Genomic DNA, 18,669 nt, shown 5'->3' on the forward strand with positions numbered 1-18,669 from the left:
GTGCGCCCGATCACCGAGGACGACATCCAGGCCCTCATCGATGACCGCCTGGAGGCGGCGCGCCGGGCCGAGGTCGAGGCCTACCTCGCCCGCCATCCCGATCTCGCTTTGCGCGTCGAGCGCATGCGCGGGCTCGGCGACGCCCTGCGCGACGCCTTCGCGCCGGTGGCCGCCGAGCCGGTCCCGGCCCAGCTCAACCTCGCCCACCTCGTCGCGGCGCGGCGGCGCCCGCGTCTGCCGGCGTGGCAGGCGGCGGCCGCGGCCGTGTTGCTGGCGCTCGGGGGGATCGGTGGCTGGGGTCTTCGCGGCACGCTGTCCGCACCTATGACCGGCGTCGATGCCCTGGCCCAGGAGGCGAGCGCGAACTACGCCGTCTACGCCCCCGACCGCCTGCGCCCGGTCGAACTCGCGGCGAGCAGCAGTGACGAACTCGCCCGCTGGTTCTCCGCCCGGCTCGACCGCCGCGTCGGCGTGCCGGACCTGAGCGGCTCCGGCTACCGGCTGATGGGCGGGCGCCTCGTCGCCACGCCGCACGGCCCGGCGGGCCTGCTGATGTACGACGATTCGCGCGGCACGCGGCTCGTCATGCTGATGCGCCCCATGGCTCAGCCGGGCGACGCGCCAATGCGCGAGCACCGGACGGGATCGGCCACCGGCTACGCCTGGGCCCAGGGCGGGCTCGGCTACAGCCTTGTCGGCGCGAGCGATCCCGCCGTTCTGCATCCCCTCGCCAACGAAATCCGCCGCACGACTGCGACGAACACCTGAGGCTTCCATGGCTCTGCTGCACCGCCTGACCGGGGCTCCGCCCGGAATGCCCCCGCGCGCCCTGATGCTACGTGTCTCCGCCATCGGGGCGCTGCTCGCCGGCACGGCCGGGGCCTTTGCCGCCGCAGGCGGCTGGCTGTCGCCGGCCGCGCTGACCCCGGCCCGCATCGTCGATCGCTTCGAGCAGGTGAACGGCCCGCATCCGGGCTTCCGGCGCAACCATGCCAAGGGCCTGTGCGTGGTCGGTGAATTCGCTGGCAACGGGGCAGGCACCGGCCTCTCGAAGGCGGGCGTGTTCGCAGCGGGGCGGGTGACGCCGGTCGAGGGGCGGGTCGCGCTCGCGGGCGGGCAACCCTACGCGGCGGATGCCGCAACGACCGTGCGCAGCCTCGCCCTGCGGTTCAGGCTCCCGGATCGGGAGGAGTGGCGCACGGGCATGAACGCCCTCCCGGTCTTCCCCGTGCGCACGCCCGAGGCGTTCTACGAGCAATTGCTCGCAGCCAAGCCCGATCCGGCCACCGGCAAGCCCGACCCGGAGCGCATGAAGGCGTTCTTCGCCGTTCATCCGGAGAGCGCGAAGGCAGCAAGCCTGATCAAGGCGCGCCAGATCACCGCGGGCTTCGCCGACAGCACCTTCCGCAGCCTGAACGCCTTCCGGTTCGTGGCCGCCGACGGCCGCGCCAAGCCGGTGCGCTGGGCCCTCATACCGGAGCGGCCGGCGGTGCCGGAGACCACCGCGCAAGCCGCGCGGACGGACAAGAACTACCTGTTCGACGACCTCATCGCGCAGCTTCGGCAGGCACCGCTGCGCTGGCACCTCGTCGTCACGGTCGGCCGGTCGGGCGATGCCACCGCCGACGCGACCCTGCCCTGGCCAGCCGACCGCGAGAGCCTGGACGTGGGCACGCTGACCCTCACCGGTGCGACGCCCGAGGAGGCCGGCAATTGCCGGGACGTCAACTTCGACCCGCTCGTCCTGCCGGACGGCATCGCCCCGTCCGACGATCCGCTGCTGAGCGCCCGCTCGGCCGCCTATGCCCGCTCCTTCACCCGCCGGGCGGGCGAGGCGACGAGCCCCAGCGCCGTGATCGCGACGGCCGGCAAAGGAGACGCCCTGTGATGCACCCCACCCACTTCAATGCGCCGGCCCGCCTGCTGCACTGGAGCATGGCGGTGCTGATCCTGGCCATGCTGTTCATCGGCGTCGCGATGGTGACCTCACTCGCCGATTACGGCAGGCTGGTCGCACTGCATCGCCCGCTCGGCTTGCTGATCCTGCTTCTGGCGGTCCTGCGGCTCGCCAACCGCTGGCGTCGCTCCCCGCCGCCCCTGCCGACGGATCTGCCTCCGTGGCAGCGGCGGGCCGCGCAGGCCTCGCACATCGCCCTCTACGGGCTGATGCTGGCCATGCCGCTCGTCGGCTGGGCGATGCTGTCGGCGGGGCGCCTTCCCGTCGCGGTGGTCGGGCCGCTGGTGCTGCCGCCGATCCTGCCGCAGAGCCCGATGCTCTATGCGTGGCTGCGCGGACTCCACACCGTTCTGGCCTACGGACTGTTCGGGCTCATCGTGGCGCATCTCGGGGCGGCCCTGCTGCATGGGTTGATCCGCCAGGACGGCGTCTTCGCCAGCATGGCACCTTGGCTTTCGCGGCGCTCGGCTGGGGATTTATGAGCAGCGGCCTCTGACAGGCCTGGCTTCCTTCGGCTGTCGTGCAACAAGCGGGCATTCGAGGTGCTGCCACCAAAGGTCCGGATCGGGTCGGGAGCAACGGTCTAGGCCCGCCGGCTCCAATGTCGGCTTGTGTTGCAGAGAGCCGTCATTCGACATTGGGCGCACTGGCAGCATCGGGTTCCTCATGGCGGGCTCCTGAACCCAGGAGCCTGTCATGCCCGAAGTCGTTACCGTTTCCACAAAACCGCGTGTTCCCTGGAACCGCGGGCGTATCGTCGGACCCAAACCGCCGCTGAAGCCGAAGCACATCTGGGCCCTGCGCACGCGCCTCCAACTCGCCAACCGCACGCGAGACCTCGCCCTGTTTAACCTTGCCGTCGACAGCAAGCTGCGCGGGTGTGATCTCGTCGGCCTGCGCGTGAGCGATATCTACCTGGGCGACGCCGTGCGTCTCCGAGCGACCGTCTGCCAGCGCAAGACCGGCAGGCCGGTTCCATTCGAGATTACCGAACCGACGCGCGAGGCTCTCTCGGCTTGGCTGACGGCACGCAGGTTGAAAGCCGGCGACTGGCTGTTTCCAAGCCGGAGTCGGCTCGGAGAGCATCTCACGACGCGGCACTACAGTCGGCTGGTCGACCGCTGGGTTGCCCTGATCGGCCTGGACCCTTCGGCGTTCGGCACGCACAGCCTGCGCCGCACGAAGGTTGCGCTGGTCTACAAGCGCACCGGCAACATCCGAGCCTGCCAACTGCTCCTTGGCCATACCAAGCTTGAGAGCACGGTTCGCTACCTCGGCATTGAGGTTGACGACGCGCTGATCCTCTCAGAGCAGACCGAGATCTGAAACGGGCGCCGCGGTCGAAATGGCCGCGGCGTGTCAGTAAAATGGTCGCCCCCAGGGTGCCAAATGACCCCTTGCGGACTTTTCGCCGAGTCAGTTCGAATGTCCCATCCCAAAGCAGTAGCGGATCTGGTGTGCAATAGAAGGTCTGGGTAGAAGCACCCGGTTAGACCCCGTTTCATAAGAGTTAGTCGGACGGTCGTTTGGGGTGAGCGGCGAGCATCGTCGACGTTGGGGGAGTGTCTGACGCTCACCCTGGATCGCCGATGTGGACAGCCGCCGCCCGCGCCGAGCTTGCGCGCGAGAGCCTGCCCTACGCAAGCAGCTTGACCGACACGGAGTGGGCGCTGATCGCCCCGCTCCTGCCTGAGCCGTCGCGCGCGGGTCGTCCCTGGCGCTGGCCGTTGCGGGCAATCCTGGACGGCATCCAGTACGTCCTGCGCACCGGCTGCGCGTGGCGGCACCTGCCGTTGGACTTCCCGCCGTGGTCCACCGTTCACCGCTGGTTCCTAAGGCTGTCGAAGGCGGGCGTGTTCGAGCGCCTCGCCCACGCCCTCACCCTGGCCGACCGCGAGCGTACCGGGCGCGAAGCTAGCCCGACCGGCGCCATCCTCGATGCGCAGGCCGCACGCTCGGGCGGCGTTGGCCTCACCTTGTCAATGGAATCTGGCTGAAAACACAATGGGAGGCGCCTGAAGATCGGCTAACGGCGTATCGCACAACTGCAGTCTGATGCGATCGGGTGCGCCTTCGTCGCGGCACCGACAAGACCGACCGTCGAGCGTTGTCAGCCCTCGACTCAAGAGGCTCAGACACGCCGGCTGCTTGACACGCAACGACGGCTGGCAGGTCAAGCCCTGTGGATCGAACCAACCCCTGCGCTACCCGACGGAGCTGCGGCGGGCGCGGCGACGTTCCGCGCGGCGCTCGCCACCGCGGAGACCGCCTCCCTGATGGTACCCGCCACGTCTTGGCAGTCCGACAGCAGGCAGCTTCTCACCCGCACCTTCTGCCCCAGGGCGAACTCATCGGCGTTCGGTAGATCGATCCGCACGAGCTGGCCCCGCTCGCGTTGCCTGTTGGGCAGCTGGAATTCCGGCGGGAGCGCCTTCGTGACCGGCAGCACCTTCTCGATCTCGCCCGTGTAGGACCGGCCGCGCACTTTCACTCTGACCGGCTCTCCTTCACGGAGTTCGAACATGTAGGTTTCGGGGATGTAGGCGACCGCGAAACTCGGCCCTTTGAAGATCTTCGTCACCTCCGAGTCGTTGCCGTTCAGCATTTCCCCGACCGAGGCGACCACCGGCCCGACATAGCCTCCGGCCGGGGCCAGGAGGATGCCATCATTGTAGATGTCCTTCAGGTTCTGTGAGGTGCCTTCGATCTCCTTCAGCGCGGCACGGTTCGCCTCGATCTGCTCATCGATGGCCTTCTCGTCGGAGAGAAGCGAGAGGTATTTCTCGGCAGCCTGCACATGCAGGACCGACATCTCGTGAACGCTCCTTTCCACGGTCAGCCCTTTTTCGCGCGCATCCTTGAGTTGCTCCAGGTATGCCAGCGTTTCGTCCCTGTTCTTCTTGGCATCCGGAAGCAGCGTCTGCGTGACGGCGCGGCGGCTCTTCAGCTGAGAGATCTCCGCGACGATCTTCCCCTTCTGGATCGAGAGGTTGGCGAGCGTGTGCGAGATGCTGGGCGATTCCACGATCGCGATCTTCTGCCCCTCCCGGACCAGCTCGCCTCGATGGACGAGAACCTGCCTGATGATCGAGTCGTTGTACGGAGCCGACACCGACACGTACTCGCGCGTGATCACGCCATCGGCGTCCAGCAACAACCGTCCTGTCGCGAGGAAGTAGAAAGCTCCTCCGACAGACAGGGCGCAAATGACGATGCCGGCCAGGACCTTCCTGGCTCGTTTCCACCTCACTGCGCTGACTTTGAGTTCCGACATGTCTCCCTCGTTCATCGGTTCGCGGCGACCAGAGCGTTCACCGCAGGTGCGAGGAGCCGATCGGCGATTCGCAGCGATGCACGGCCGTCGCCGAACGGGTTCGCGGTCTCGAGAAGCAGAGGCCTGTCGTCAGCCGTGAGGCGGCGCACGCCCTCCACGATCGCACCGTAATCGGTTCCCACGAGCTTGCCGAAACCAGCGCTCACGCATTCGGGGCGCTCGGTCGTATCTCGGGTGATCAGAATCTGGAGGCCGAAGGTCGGGGCCTCTTCCTGCAGCCCGCCGGAATCGGTCACAACGGTCCAGGCACGGCTGAGAAGGTGCACGAAGTCGGGGTATTGCAGCGGAGCGAGCAGATACACGCCAGGCTCATCTTCCAGAACATCGAGCACCTCCCCGCGCACCTCCGGGTTGAGGTGGACGGGGAGCGCGACGACCTTGTCACCGTCCCGGGCCAGCGTCCGCAGGGCTCTCAGGACGTTTCGATGCCCCTCGCCGATGGTCTCGCGGCGATGGAGCGTCGCCAGGACCAGCTTCCTGCCCTTTGGCAGCTTGGCGATGTCGGGATCCCGCGGCCGGTAGTTTCCCTGCACCTGCTCCCGGACATGGAGCAGGGCATCCACGACGGTGTTTCCGGTCAGGATGACGTCGCGGCTAGGCACCCCCTCTCTCAGCAGGGCGTCCCTTGCCATCGCGGTCGGCGCGAAATGCACCGAGCTGGACAAGGTGATGACACGCCGGTCGAATTCCTCCGGCCATGGAGAATGGAGGTTCCCGGTGCGCAGCCCGGCCTCCACATGCGCGACCGGTACGCAATTGTAGAAGCCGGCGACGGCCGCGGCGGCCGCCGTGATCGTATCGCCCTGCACGACAACCCAGTCATACCGCTTCTGGCGCAGCACGCCCCCGATCTGCTGCGCCATGACACTGAACTTCCCGGCGAGGTCAGGTTCGCCCATGACCTTGCTGCCGTTGTGGCTGATCTTCAGGTCGAACAAGTCGGCGAGGCCGGCCGCGAGCTCGATGTGCTGGCCCGTCCAGAACACCTCGAGCTCGACGCCTGAGCGCCTGCTCAACTCCTGGCAAACAGGCCCGAGCTTGATGATCTCGGGCCGCGTGCCCATCGTGACGAGGATACGCACCGTCATGACGTCAGCTCTTCCGGGTCGGTAGGGGCTTGCGGCGGCGCAGCTTCGCATCGTCTTCGCGGCTCGGCTCCGGCCGCTCATTGCGTTCCGGGAAGTACGGCGAGAAGACGACACCGTTCCGCCGATTTGGTGGAGGCACTAGAGTCCAGGGATCGAGCAAGAATGCACGGGGTTCGGTCTTGACCGGATCGTCGGTCATAATTTCCTCTTCACCTGCGGGCGGCCATGAAATCTTCGGGAAGTTCGTGCGCCGTCTTCGACCAAACGATCGGTTTCGTGCCGAAATTCGATTCACCGAGAAAGATCTTCCACGCCCCGAACACAGCCATCATGTTGATGTAGAGGGCGACGGGCCAGCGTACGGCCACGCCGATCGGGTCGTACTCTCCATAGACCTGATGGTTCGCGAAGATCCGGAACACGTAGCGCATGAACGCCGAAATGGAGTTCAGGACGAGCGAGACATGGAAGATCCTCTCCCACTCGATCGGCATTGCGTCCGCGGACAGCAAGCCGACGGCATAGAGGAGCAGGAGCGTCAGCAAGATCGGCGGCAGAAAATTCGTGATCATCCCCTTGCGATCACGCATGAAGAAATACTTGTCCCAGAGGTCTCCTTCCCAGCCGAGTTTGCGCATGGCCTCGAAGTTGATGCCGTAGATCCAGCGTGTCTTCTGCTTAACCGACGCTGCCAGGGTCCGGGGAAAGAACTCGCGGGTGGCGACGAAATCGAATCCGCGCGTCTCGTCGGCGGAGACCGCGGCAAAGGCCGACTTGAAACCTGCCCGCTTCGCCTCGACACCGAGGATGTAATCCTCCGTGACGGTGCCGGAGAGAAGCACCATTCCGCGCTCGCGGACGAAGTGGCGCACGAGCTTCTTCGTGAGGGCCGTGCCGACACCCGCTGAGGGGATCATGGCCCCGACCGCGTTGCGGACGACCATCTCGCGCGTGTGCCTTTCGGCGAACTCGTCCATGTAGGTCGAGGCGACGTGGGCATTCCTGCCCCGGTTCAAGGAGAACACCGGCACCTGGATGAAGTCGTAGCCGTTCCTCGCGTATTCGGCGTAGATCCGGAACGTTCTTGGGTCGATCACATCCTCGCTATCATGCAGGACAGCGATGTCCGGGCAGTCGTTCCTGCTGAAGACCTGATTGAACATCTCATTTAGCATCTGCCCCTTTGAGGTCGGCCCATCGAGCGTATTGACGATCACCTGGACGCGATCCGGGTATTTTGCCTCCAGTTCTTTGGCGACCCGCAGCGTTCCTGTGTCGTTAGGGTAGACGCCGAGGAAGAGGCTCACTGCTGGATCGGTGATACGGCGGAGGTTCCCCTCGACCATTTTCCCGAGAACATCTTCCTCGTGCCAATTGGCGACAAAGACTGCGATCCGGGGGAGCCCGGATTCGGACCCTACCGGGGACAGGCCCGGCACTCCAAGCCTGACGATGCCGAGCGCCGCGATGTCGATGAAGGCATCGTCGATGGAGGAGAGGCTGATCAGCACACTCATGAGCAGCGTGAAGCTGAGTAGTATAAAACCCGAGTCCAAGTTCTATCTCCGGCCCGTTCGTATACGGCTCGGACCTACGGCGACGCTGAAGGGCGCCATAAAGGGAAAGTGGATTGTGATGCGATATTTATGGGGATGAGGCGCGCAACTTTCACGCGAGGCGCAGGTGCGACATTCGCGCGCATCGAAGGCTTGCTGAAACCTTGGAATCAGGTCCCTCTGCTTGTTCAAGTGTGCTACTTTTTTGCTGCAAGGATCGCCCGCGCAGGAGGGCACACTGGGGCCGCACGATTAGGGAAGGAGTGCTTCTCTATGCCGCCGGAATCCTGCTCCCACTCCCTCGAGAGCCGGTTGGTACACCGCGTTTGCTTCAGAGCGGACACTTTCGATGCCCGAAACGGGTCGAAAGCGGCGGTTCAGTGCGTGCCGGCCCAAGGTCGGCTCATGGCGCATCAATGCGAAAGCGCAAATACTCCGCGTCTGTGCACAAGTCATTTTACCCGCTAGCGCACATGTTCCATTTATGTTCCAAGCCTTGTCGTCGCCTATGAAGCAGGCGATCTGCCGAACCCGACGCCTGCCGAGTGCTCCCAATCCGTCGAGCCAGCCGCGTCGCCGCGCCCAATCCAGCTCTTACGCTGACGGCCAGCCCCCCAGTGGCTCGGCCGTGGGAGATCTCGCATGCTCGCTCCATCCTCTTTGCTTCCATCCACGGATCCGCGTGCCCATGACGGCACATCCTCCGACCAACTCGCACGTGCCTTCCTGCAACAACTCGCCCAGGACGAACGCAAGCGCCTCAAGGCCGACCAACGCTCCAACCCGTTCGGCTTCGGGGATGACCCTCTTCTCGACGAGGACGACGCCATCGAGCAAATCGTCGTCCAGGATGAAGAGAACCGACCGGAGGCCACGCATGTCCCGGTTCCAGCGGATCTCGCCGCCGTGGCCGTTATGCTCGCTCGCGCGATCGAGGCAGAGCCCGGTCTTGTTCGCCGGCTGCGCCGCGAGGCGCCCGTCGTCACGCTCGCCACGCACGTGACCGATCTTGTCGAACCTGTCCGCATCGTCGCGGAGAAGTGCCTGTTCCGGGCAGACACGAAGGTCGTAGAACTCTCGAGCGGGAGAGCCCGTGAGCTGACCCGCAGAAATGCCGCCCTGTTCGTCTGCGATGGGGTCGGTCGCGACGCTCGGCCCGAGAAGGGCAATGATGTGATCGGCACCGCACTGCATGTGCGGGTTCCGATCGTTGGAATTGCCCCGGATCCGAAGCGTCAACTGCCGCGCGACCTGATGCGCTCTGCCGAACACCGGATCACTCTGCCGAGTCTGGATCAGGCTGGACTCGCACTCGTTGTTGAAGCCGTGGTCGGCAGCCGGCCATCGCGGGGGATCGATCAGGATCTGCTGCGCATGATCGACATCGTTGATCTGCCCGTCGCTCTCCGGAGGGCGACGTCCTCCGATTCATGCATCGAAGCGCTGGAGCGCATCGTTGCAGCCAAGGCCGACTATCTCGGCGAAGGAACTGCACTGGAGGAGCTTGACGGCTACGGCGAGGCCAAGACCTGGGGGCTCGCCGCCGCGTCCGACCTGCAAGCCTACCGGAGCGGCCAGTTGAGTTGGGCCGAATTCGACCATCGCGGCCTGCTGCTCTCGGGGCCGCCTGGCGTCGGCAAAACGAGCTTTGCCCGTGCGTTGGCAAAATCTGCACGCGTCCCGCTGGTGGGGACCTCGGTCGCAGAGTGGAACAGCGCCGACTACCTGTCGGGGACGCTCCAGGCGATCCGCAAGGTCTTCGCGCAGGCAAAGGCGCAAGCACCCTGTATCCTGTTTATCGACGAGATCGACGGCATCTCCGACCGTGGGCAGATTCGGGGCGAATATGTGCAGTACTGGACCCAGATCGTGAACCTATTCCTCGAGCTGCTCGCCGGGGTGGACGAGCGGCCTGGCGTTGTGGTGGTGGCCGCCACGAATTACCCAGAAAAGATCGATCCCGCCGTGAAGCGAGCGGGACGTCTGGACCGAGAGATCGCAATCGCGAAACCGGATACGGCGGCTCTAGCCCAGATCTTCCGCCACCATCTCGGGCGCGAGATTCTGCCGAGCGCGTCGATGCTGCCGCTGGCCTTGGCGGCTCGCGGCATGACGGGGGCGGACGTCGAGGCCTTCATTCGGCGTGCCAAGGGGACGGCGCGCCGTAAAGCCAGAGCCGTGACTGTTGACGATGTACTGGCCGAGGTTCGACAGGGGCGCCGTCCACTCCCGGCCACCATCAGGCACCGCGTCGCCGTCCATGAGGCAGGGCACGCGGTCGTCAGCCACGCCCTTGGCTTCGGCATGCTCACGGACCTCTCCCTGCACGACAATGGCGGGCAGGCCTGCCTGCAACTGGCTATGGAGGGAGCTGCGACCCTGCACGAGCTGGAGGCGGCCATGGCGTCGCTCCTAGCCGGCCGGATCGCGGAGGAGATCGAACTCGGTGCAGGGTCGATCGGCGCAGGCTTCGGCGCGAACTCCGACCTCGCGATGGCGACGGCTATCGCACGCGACATCGAGTTGACATTCGGCCTCGGGCAACTCGGGAATGTGCATCTGGAGGCTGCGGCTGACACAGTCCTGATCGCGGGCGTTCTCCCGGCTGTTGTCGAGCGCCTACGGCACGCGAGCGAGCGAGCGCGAAGAATCCTAACTGAGCGCAGACCGGCACTACAGGCGCTCGCAGGAATGCTCGAGGAAAGCGGCTACCTTTCCCGGCACGAGATCGACCTCGCGCTAAAGACGGAGACAGACTGCGAATCCGACGTGTGTTCCACGACTGCCGCAGAGGTGTTGTGATGTTCGCGCTGATGCCTGACGCCCCGGACTTGGGCGATCTGCAGCCGCTTTCCGACGCGATCGACACGCTCTGCAAGATCCTCAAAAGCGATCGCGAGACCGTCATCGCTGGCTTAGCCGAAATCGTGCGGAAACGCGCGGAGTTCGAGAACCTCAGGATGATGTCGGTGGATCGTCGAAGCACTCGACGATAGGCTTGTCATCCGTGGCCTGCTGCCGGTTTGTTGGACACCGTCCTAAGCTAATTGGGTTCGGTTTTCGAACTCGACGGGGCTGAGGTAGCCCAAGGTCGAGTGCCGCCGCGCCAGGTTGTAGAAGCGCTCGATGGAATCGAACACGTCTGCACGGGCTTCATCCCGCGTCCGGTAGGTCCGTCGGGCGGTGCGCTCGGTCTTCAGCGAGGAGAAGAAGCTCTCCATTGCCGCGTTGTCCCAGACGTTGCCCGAACGGCTCATCGAGCAGGTCACGCCGTGCTCGGTCATTTGACGCTGGAAGGCTTCGCTCGTGTATTGCGAGCCCTGGTCCGAGTGATGCAGCAAGGCATCCGGCTTGCCTCTGCGCCAGATCGCCATGACGAGCGCATCTGTCACGAGTTGAGCCGTCATACTGGCCTGCATCGACCAGCCCACGACACGGCGCGAGAACAGATCGATGACGGCGGCGACGTAGAGCCAGCCCTCGGCGGTCCAGATATACGTGAAGTCGGCGATCCACTTCCGGTTCGGAGCGTCGGCCGCGAACCGCCGCTCCAGGAGATTGGGCGAGGCAGCGGCCCGCTCACCTTCGTCCTTTGGCAGGCCCCGTCGGCGCGGTCGCGCTCGCAAGGCATTCTCGCGCATGATCCGCTCGATGCGGTGCAGCCCGCATGACACGCCCTGGGCGAGCACATCGCGCCAGACGCGCCTCGCGCCGTAGGTGCGGTCGCTGGCCACGAAGCTCGCGTGGGCCTTGCTCAGGATAGCTTCGTCGTCCCGTGTGCGTCGGCTAGGCTGCCGGGTGAGCCAAGCGTGGAAGCCGGAGCGCGAGACACCCAGCGCCGCGCACATCCAGGCAACTGGCCAGACAGCACGATGCTTTGCGATGAACGCGAACTTCATATCGCGTCCCTCGCAAAGTATGCGGCGGCCTTTTTTAGGATATCACGCTCCGCTTTTAGACGAGCGACCTCCTTGCGCAGCCGGTCGATCTCGATCTGCTCGGGCTTCATCTGCCCCTGACCGGGAAAAGCGTGTTGGGGATCGGCCGCCGCCTGCCTCACCCACCGGTGCAGCATCGTCTCGTGAACATCGAGATCGCGCGCGGCCTGCGCGACACTGACACCACGTTCCCGAATCAGTCGAACCGCCTCGATCTTGAACTCACGTCCGAACTTGCGACGCTGCATGGAGCACCTCCGGCTTCACCTTCACACCTAAACAGGGTGTCCGTGAAACCGGCAGCAGGCCAATCCGAGCCCTCGGTGTGACCGAGGTGACGTACTATCGCTGGCGCAAGGAGTTCGGCGGCCTGAAGACGGATCAGGTCCGGCGGATGAAGGATTTGGAGGTCGAGAACCAGCGGCTGCGCAAGGCGATTGCCGACCTCACGCTCGACAAGTTGATCCTGCAGGAGGTGGCAAAGGGAAACTTCTGAGCCCCGCGCGCCGACGAGCGTGTGTCGAGCACATCGTGCAGACGATGAAGGTGTCCGAGCGCCGGGCCTGCCGGGCGCTCGGGCAGCATCGCTCGACGCAGCGCAAGGCGCCGCGAGGGAGAAACGACGAGGCCGCTCTCACAGCCGATCTTGTCGAGCTGGCGGAGCGGTATGGTCGCTACGGCTATCGGAAGATCAGCGCGTTGCTGAAGGCGGCCGGCTGGCTGGTCAACGACAAGCGGGTCGAGCGGATCTGGCGGCGCGAGGGGCTGAAGATCCCGGCTCGGCAACCCAAGCGCGGCCGCATTTGGGACGGGGATGGTTCCTGCCTGCGACTGCGGGCGGAGCACCGCAATCACGTCTGGTCCTACGACTTTGTCGAAGCGCGCACCCATGACGGGCGCCGGTTCCGGATGCTCAACGTGGTCGATGAGTTCACGCGCGAGTGCCTGGCGATCCGCGTCGCACGCAAGCTCAAGGCGGCGGACGTGATCGACGTGCTGTCTGACTTGTTCATCCTGCGCGGCGTGCCCGGCCATATCCGCTCGGACAACGGTCCGGAGTTCATCGCCAAGTCCGTGCAGGCCTGGATCACCGGTGTCGGCGCCAGAACAGCCTACATCGCACCCGGCTCGCCATGGGAGAACGGTTACGTCGAGAGCTTCAACGCACGACTACGGGACGAGCTGTTGAACGGTGAGATCTTCTACACGCTCAAGGAGGCACAGATCGTGATCGAGAGTTGGCGTCGACACTACAACAGCGTGCGCCCGCACGCCTCGCTCGGCTACCGGCCGCCAGCCCCGGAGGTGTTCGTGCCGGCCTTCACCGCTTGGCCGGCTGCGCTCACCCGGTCGGCTCCGCCGGCCAAGCTATCCGTGGAGCAAAGGCCAACCCTGCACTAACTTCGAACTTGGACCACCCCGTGGGGGCCGATCAACCTTCTTGGACGGCCAAGGCTGGGTCGAACTCTCTGACGGGCATTTCGCCGGTGGTACGCTCTGGACCGACCTACGACTGAACCAACCCGCAGGTGAGCTCCTCTATCCGCGCGAGTTCGGCGAACCGATCGGCATCCGCGATGCCGGCAGCATCATTCCTGCCAGAGGCAGCGACATCGTCCGACTGCATGAAGCCGAGCGCTGCGTGCTCAGCGAGATCCTCGATCCCGATGCAGCGCCGTCCGGGCCACGGATCGTCGTGACGCACTTTGCACCGCATGTGGACGTCCTGCCGATCCACCTGCAGAGCCACCCAGCTGCCGCCGCGTCCGCCTCCGATCTAACCTATCTGACCGACGTGGGTGTTGCCGACCTTTGGATCTGCGGACACGTTCATCGGACAGTCGACTTTGTTCCCGGATACGGAACCCGGATCCTCTCGAACCCGCGCGGCGAGGAGGGCAGCAATCCCAGGTTCGATGAAGGCTTCGTCGTCGAAGTTGATTCCACTCGCTGAACGCAAACTGGCCTGAAGGCCGCCGCGGACTGATCCAGCCTCGCCGGAACGGGCAACGCCAGTCTCGTGCGCGGCTCGGCCGCTGAACTGACCGAGATGGGTACCGGGCCGAAGCTCCGATGGCGTTTGCGCTTCACGTGGCTCAGAAGTCGGCGACGCCAGAGACGTGGCTGGCGCGCTGCCGGCCCGTGGCGACCTCAAGCTCCTCCCCGAGCGGATCGACCTCAAGCAGCTTCCCGAGCCTGTCCGTGTAGCCGAAGACGGTCAGCGCCTTCAGCGCCGTCGACAGGCTCACGCCCGGACGCCCCTTCTCCAGCGATACGACGGTCAGCCTGCCCACCCCCATCCGTTCGCCCAGTTCCTGCTGAGTAAGGTTCCGCCGCAGTCGAGCGAGGCGGACCCTTTGACCGAGCAGGCGTAAGCTGTCGAGTTCGTCGGAGTTGAGGATTGCACGCGTCTGCATGACGGTATCCCATACGTCGCTGGCCTCAGTGTATAGGATATCGATCATCTGCTCGCGTGCAAGCGCGATGCCCCTTGGAGCGTTTCCGCCCGTTGCAGCCGACGCAGAGAGCCGTCTTCGACGAGAGTGCGTGCAACGGATCGGCTCCTGAACGCTTCTCATGGATGCCATAGGCAGGGTGTTCAGCCCCGCGCCGTTCAATCCCATCCTCAAGAGGACGACCTTGGCCGACGCCCGGGCCGATGCTTTTCGCGACACTCTGCTCGCCAGCGGCAGCTGCGGCCAACTTATCGCGGCGCGGGACTGGTCCCAGACCTCGCTCGGCCCCATCGACGCTTGGCCGCAAAGCCTCAGGACCGCGACCTCGACTCTGCTCCGCTCCCCCGTGCCCATGGTGATGCTGTGGGGCGAGGACGGCATCATGCTCTACAACGTCGCCTACTCCGTCTTCGCGGCCGGCCGGCATCCCGAACTGGTCGGCTCCAAGGTGCGGGAGGGCTGGCCCGAGGTCGCCGCCTTCAACGACAACGTGATGCGGGTCGGGCTCTCCAGCGGCACCCTCTCCTACAAGGACCAGGAGCTCACACTCCATCGGCACGGCCATCCTGTCGAACGACTCGGTGAGCGATCGGAACTCGATACCGCGCCGGTCGAGGTCGACAATGGTCCGTACGGTTTCGAGCCAGTGCGGCCGACGCGATCCAGCTTCCAGGCGACGAGCGTGCAGCCGGGCGGCAAGCGCTTGGTCGAGGGCGGCACGGCTCAACGTCGCCCCACTGGCGCGATCCTGGAACACCTGGACGCAGCCGGCCGCCTTCAGAACGTCTAGCTGATATTGCGGGTCTTGGTCTTCGGTGGAAACGCGCGCATAGCTGATCAACAGTAAGCGCTCGGTGGCGGCGCTTACGGCTGTATCGTCCGAGGTATCGGACATCACCAAGGATTTGACGCGATGCTCGGCACCGCGAAGGTCGTCGCCTACTACCGGGTTGAGCACCGCTCGGCAGGGTCGTTCCGGTCTCGGCCTTGAAGCGCAGCGCGCAGCGGTGCTCCGGTTCTGCGAGACCGAAGGTTTCACCCTCGCTCGTGAACTGACCGAGGTCGAGACCGGCAAAGGCACCGACGCGCTCGACCGTCGTCCCATCCTGGCGTTAGCCCTCACTCAGCCCTCAAATTTGGGAAACTCCTGGCCGGCATAAAGCGGCGGAGCCGCGCGCGAATATGCAGAGGCAACCTGGAAGGCACCAAGATCGTCGAACCGGTCGCCAATAATCTGCATGCCGATGGGCATGTTGTAAGGGCCGAGACCAAGTGGAACAGCAACGACTGGATAACGACTCAGCAAGTTCCATGGCCAAGTGAATAGGAAGGTCAGACCGCGCACCTGATTGCCGTCGACGGTGACGCTGTCGTTCGCGGGATTCAGACCATGTTCGGCCGGAATAAGGGACGTCGCTAGCGTCGGCATGATCAGCGCCCGGCAACCGCGCTGGAAAACCTGCTCCTGCACACGGCGATTATAGCGCGCGAGAAGCGTCTCGGCTGCCGCCTGCTCATCGGGCCCTAGATGACTGGCCTTTTCTATCCCTTCGCGCACATACGGTGTCAGCTTCTCTGGGTCGCGCCTCGCCTGGGATATCAGCGCGCCCATTGCGGTCGAGAACAAGCCAAAGTTGAAGGTCTGGAAGTCTGACGCACGGAACTCGAGATCCACTTGCTCGATGCTTGCGCCAAGCGCGCGCAGCTGCGCGAGACCGCGGTCCAAGGCATCGCGGACCGACGGGTCCAACGGCGCCAACCCAGAAGCTGGATCGAAGGCGATCCTCCAACCCTCGATCGGACCGTAGGTCTTCGGAAAGTCGAGGCGCGGCGCGAGCGACGAATGCACCATGGGGTGGGGGCCGACCATGGCTTGAGTGAATAAATTGAGGTCGTCGAAAGTCCGAGCGAGCGGACCCTGCGTTTCGTACACGATCTCGCTCGTCGGAACGCGGCCGAAGGGCGGCTTGAAGCCGTACAACCCACATTGGGAGGCAGGAATGCGGATCGATCCGCCCATGTCTGACCCGAGAGCCAAAGTCGCGAACCCAGCCGCTAGCGCGGCGCCGGAGCCGCCGGATGAACCGCCCGGCGTGTATTGCAAGTTCCACGGATTACGCGTGATCCCCCACAATCGAGTCGCCGTCGTCACCCACGAGTAGAACTCTGGAACTGTCGTCTGGATCGGGAACAGGGCCCCGGCCGCGCGCAGCCGCTCAATCACCGGGCCGTCGGCCTGCTCGGGCGGAGCATTCCTCCGGAGCAGGGTGCCCATCGTGGTCACCCATCCCTTAACGGCATACTCGTCCTTCACCGCTACGGTGATGCCTTCTAGCGGGCGCGGGATGCCGGAGCGGTAGCGGCGCTCCGACTCTCGAGCAGCGGCGAGCGCCTCATCAAAATGCTGGTAGGTAATACAGTTCACCTTACCGTTCAGGCGATTGATCCGCCGGATCTGCGCCTCTAGCACCGCGACGGGAGATATCTCGCCCGAACGGAAGGCCGGGATCAGACTCGTCGCCGGTATCCAGGCAATCTCCTCATCAACTGGTGCCGCAAAAGCTCTTCCCCCTACGAAGAAAGCCGCGCTCACCTGGCTCATACCTCTGACAACGTCACGGCGGCTGGGCATGGCAGTCTCCATTGCGGGGCCGCGATCGAGTCCGCGGGTGAAGCTTTTCAGTTCAAGCTAGAGTTTCATAGATGGTTCCTTGCCGCTGTTTCGCGTGTAAGCGCTCGGTGATGGGCGGACCGGTCAGGCAGCGTGCGCAGCCGGCAGGGCGGGCGTCCAGTTCCAGGGCAGCAGATCGGCCAGCCGCTTGGCCGGGTGATCGGCGATGCGCGTGAGCACGTCGCGCAGGTAGGCCTCGGGATCGAGCCGGTTCAGCTTGGCCGTCTCGATCAGGGTATTGTCCGTTGTCAGATGATTTGAGACGCTTTGAGGTGCTCAGGAACGGAGGCTCTGGTCCACCTGGGTTGAGAGGTTAGGCAGCCTGCGCGTAATGGCGCAAGCGGCGATCCATGAGGGTCTGACGCTTGATCCGCGCCCGTTCACGCAAGATCGTCTCGCCGCGGCCGAAGTAGACGTCGGCAGGGGTGAGGTTGCCCAGGCTCTCGTGAGCCCGGAGATGGTTATAGTGCTCGACGAAGGCGGCCACACGCGCCTCGAGTTCGCCGGGCAGGTAAGCGTGTTCGAGTAGAATGCGGTTCTTGAGCGTCTGGTGCCAGCGCTCGATCTTGCCCTGCGTCTGCGGATGGCGCGGGGCACCGCGGATGTGGGTCATACCCTGACTGCCGAGCCAGTCGGCCAGATCACCCGCGACGTAGCTCGATCCGTTGTCGGTGAGCAGCCGTGGCCGATGCGCCACCTGCACATGGTCGAGCCCGGCCGCCGCCAGCGCAAGGTCGAGCGTGGCGGTGACGTCGCCAACCTGCATCGTCGTGCACAGCTTCCACGCCACGATGTAGCGCGAGAAGTCGTCGAGCACGGTCGAGAGGTAGTACCACCCCCATCCCACGACCTTCAGGTAGGTGAAGTCCGTCTGCCAGAGCTGGTTGGGTGCGGTCGTCTTGTCGTGGAACGCATCGGCGGCTTTGACGACGATGTAGGCCGGGCTGGTGATCAGGTCCTGGGCTTTGAGCAGGCGGTAGACGGTTGCCTCCGAGACGAAGTAGCGCCGCTCGTCGGTGAAGCGCACCGCCAGCTCGCGCGGGCTGAGCTCTGGCTCCTCCAGTGCGAGGGCGACGATCTGCTCGCGGATCTCTGTCGGCAGACGGTTCCAGACCCGGCTGGGCCGCGAGGGACGATCCGCCAATGCCTCGGGGCCGCCGCACTGGAAGGCGTCATACCAGCGGTAGAAGGTGGCGCGCGGGATGGCGAGCTTCTCCAGGGTAGCGCGCACCGGCAGGTGAGACTGCTCGACCAACTGGATGATCTCCAGCTTCTCAGAGGCCGGGTACCTCATGCCTCGTCGCCCCCAGCCGCGGTCATGCTTTTTTTCAGCAGGCGGTTCTCCAGGACGAGGTCGGCCACGACTTCCTTCAGCGCACCCGCCTCGCGGCGCAGATCTTGGACCTCATCAGCGGTCGCGGCGCGGGCCGTGTCGCCGGCCAGCCGCTTCTTGCCGGCCTCCAAGAACTCCTTGGACCAGCCGTAGTACATCGAGCTGGCGATGCCCTCACGCCGGCACAGCTCGGCGATGCTGTCTTCACCGCGCAGGCCTTCCAGCACGATGCGGATCTTCTCCTCGGCCGAGAACTGCCGGCGTGTCGCGCGGCGGATGTCCTTGATCACGGCTTCTGCCGGCTTCCGTACCGGCCCGGACGTCTGTTTCATCTTC

General features: G+C 65.1%; 16 protein-coding genes and 3 pseudogenes. 9 read left to right on the forward strand and 10 right to left on the reverse strand.

Annotated elements, in window-relative coordinates; translation table 11 throughout:
* From LPC10_RS05520 to LPC10_RS05540, 5 genes and pseudogenes are all read left to right on the forward strand, one after another.
* Entirely contained in the window at positions 1-768 is a 768-nt protein-coding gene (locus LPC10_RS05520) for an anti-sigma factor (protein ID WP_231346972.1), read from the forward strand.
* Between the two features lie 7 nt (positions 769-775).
* Entirely contained in the window at positions 776-1,888 is a 1,113-nt protein-coding gene (locus LPC10_RS05525; protein ID WP_231345802.1) for a catalase family peroxidase, read from the forward strand.
* Positions 1,888-2,439 (forward strand): cytochrome b, encoded by a 552-nt coding sequence (locus LPC10_RS05530; protein WP_370644659.1) that lies wholly within the window; start codon positions 1,888-1,890, stop codon positions 2,437-2,439. The genes LPC10_RS05525 and LPC10_RS05530 overlap by 1 nt, the downstream gene beginning before the upstream one ends.
* A gap of 214 nt (positions 2,440-2,653) precedes the next feature.
* On the forward strand, positions 2,654-3,283 hold the full coding sequence (locus LPC10_RS05535; RefSeq protein ID WP_231345804.1) for a tyrosine-type recombinase/integrase: 630 nt from the start codon (positions 2,654-2,656) through the stop codon (positions 3,281-3,283).
* Positions 3,284-3,546: 263 nt separating this feature from the next.
* A pseudogene (locus LPC10_RS05540) lies at positions 3,547-3,885 on the forward strand (transposase); the annotation flags it as partial.
* 245 nt (positions 3,886-4,130) lie between these two features.
* Here the strand turns inward: LPC10_RS05540 and LPC10_RS05545 are convergent.
* The 4 genes from LPC10_RS05545 to LPC10_RS05560 are packed head-to-tail and all read right to left on the reverse strand — an operon-like array spanning position 4,131 to position 7,896.
* On the reverse strand, positions 4,131-5,231 hold the full coding sequence (locus LPC10_RS05545) for an HlyD family secretion protein (protein WP_231345805.1): 1,101 nt from the start codon (positions 5,229-5,231) through the stop codon (positions 4,131-4,133).
* An 11-nt stretch (positions 5,232-5,242) separates the two neighbouring features.
* Entirely contained in the window at positions 5,243-6,379 is a 1,137-nt protein-coding gene (gene wecB, locus LPC10_RS05550; RefSeq protein ID WP_231345806.1) for a non-hydrolyzing UDP-N-acetylglucosamine 2-epimerase, read from the reverse strand.
* A 4-nt stretch (positions 6,380-6,383) separates the two neighbouring features.
* Entirely contained in the window at positions 6,384-6,578 is a 195-nt protein-coding gene (locus LPC10_RS05555) for a hypothetical protein (RefSeq protein WP_231345807.1), read from the reverse strand.
* A 10-nt stretch (positions 6,579-6,588) separates the two neighbouring features.
* The gene (locus tag LPC10_RS05560; RefSeq protein ID WP_231345808.1) at positions 6,589-7,896 is read right to left on the reverse strand and encodes a glycosyl transferase family protein; all 1,308 of its coding nucleotides are present in this window, start codon (positions 7,894-7,896) and stop codon (positions 6,589-6,591) included.
* Between the two features lie 681 nt (positions 7,897-8,577).
* Here LPC10_RS05560 and LPC10_RS05565 point away from each other — a divergent pair.
* Both LPC10_RS05565 and LPC10_RS05570 read left to right on the forward strand, forming a co-directional pair.
* Positions 8,578-10,737 (forward strand): AAA family ATPase, encoded by a 2,160-nt coding sequence (locus LPC10_RS05565; RefSeq protein WP_231345809.1) that lies wholly within the window; start codon positions 8,578-8,580, stop codon positions 10,735-10,737.
* On the forward strand, positions 10,737-10,931 hold the full coding sequence (locus LPC10_RS05570) for a hypothetical protein (protein ID WP_231345810.1): 195 nt from the start codon (positions 10,737-10,739) through the stop codon (positions 10,929-10,931). Before LPC10_RS05565 ends, LPC10_RS05570 begins: the two co-directional genes overlap by 1 nt.
* Positions 10,932-10,973: 42 nt before the next feature.
* On the opposite strand, the gene LPC10_RS05575 is transcribed toward LPC10_RS05570, so the two are convergent.
* Positions 10,974-12,121 (reverse strand): IS3-like element ISMch5 family transposase gene (locus LPC10_RS05575; RefSeq protein WP_231343685.1). Its coding sequence is split into 2 segments (ribosomal slippage): positions 10,974-11,872 and positions 11,872-12,121, totalling 1,149 coding nucleotides; the frame shifts between segments, so codons are not numbered across the junction.
* Positions 12,122-12,183: 62 nt separating this feature from the next.
* Here LPC10_RS05575 and LPC10_RS05580 point away from each other — a divergent pair.
* Positions 12,184-13,274 (forward strand): annotated as a pseudogene (locus tag LPC10_RS05580) (IS3 family transposase); the annotation flags it as partial.
* 40 nt (positions 13,275-13,314) lie between these two features.
* Positions 13,315-13,827, forward strand: coding sequence for a hypothetical protein (locus LPC10_RS05585; RefSeq protein WP_231345811.1), 513 nt, complete (start codon positions 13,315-13,317; stop codon positions 13,825-13,827).
* Positions 13,828-13,969: 142 nt separating this feature from the next.
* Here the strand turns inward: LPC10_RS05585 and LPC10_RS05590 are convergent, their stop codons facing one another.
* The 5 genes and pseudogenes from LPC10_RS05590 to LPC10_RS05610 all read right to left on the reverse strand — a co-directional run bounded on the left by LPC10_RS05590 (position 13,970) and on the right by LPC10_RS05610 (position 18,665).
* Entirely contained in the window at positions 13,970-14,290 is a 321-nt protein-coding gene (locus tag LPC10_RS05590; protein ID WP_231345812.1) for a helix-turn-helix transcriptional regulator, read from the reverse strand.
* A 25-nt stretch (positions 14,291-14,315) separates the two neighbouring features.
* Positions 14,316-15,434: a recombinase family protein gene (locus LPC10_RS25665; RefSeq protein ID WP_370644661.1), complete on the reverse strand. Its 1,119-nt coding sequence runs from the start codon at positions 15,432-15,434 to the stop codon at positions 14,316-14,318.
* A gap of 18 nt (positions 15,435-15,452) precedes the next feature.
* The gene (locus LPC10_RS05600) at positions 15,453-16,931 is read right to left on the reverse strand and encodes an amidase (RefSeq protein WP_231345813.1); all 1,479 of its coding nucleotides are present in this window, start codon (positions 16,929-16,931) and stop codon (positions 15,453-15,455) included.
* 153 nt (positions 16,932-17,084) lie between these two features.
* Positions 17,085-17,237: pseudogene (locus LPC10_RS05605) on the reverse strand (transposase domain-containing protein); the annotation flags it as partial.
* A gap of 76 nt (positions 17,238-17,313) precedes the next feature.
* Positions 17,314-18,665, reverse strand: a protein-coding gene (locus LPC10_RS05610; protein WP_231345814.1) for an IS3 family transposase whose coding sequence is annotated in 2 segments (ribosomal slippage) — positions 17,314-18,327 and positions 18,330-18,665 — 1,350 coding nt in all. Because the reading frame shifts where the segments join, the coding sequence is not laid out codon by codon here.
* Positions 18,666-18,669 lie beyond the last annotated feature (4 nt).

This window comes from Methylorubrum sp. B1-46, assembly GCF_021117295.1.
Lineage (GTDB): Bacteria > Pseudomonadota > Alphaproteobacteria > Rhizobiales > Beijerinckiaceae > Methylobacterium.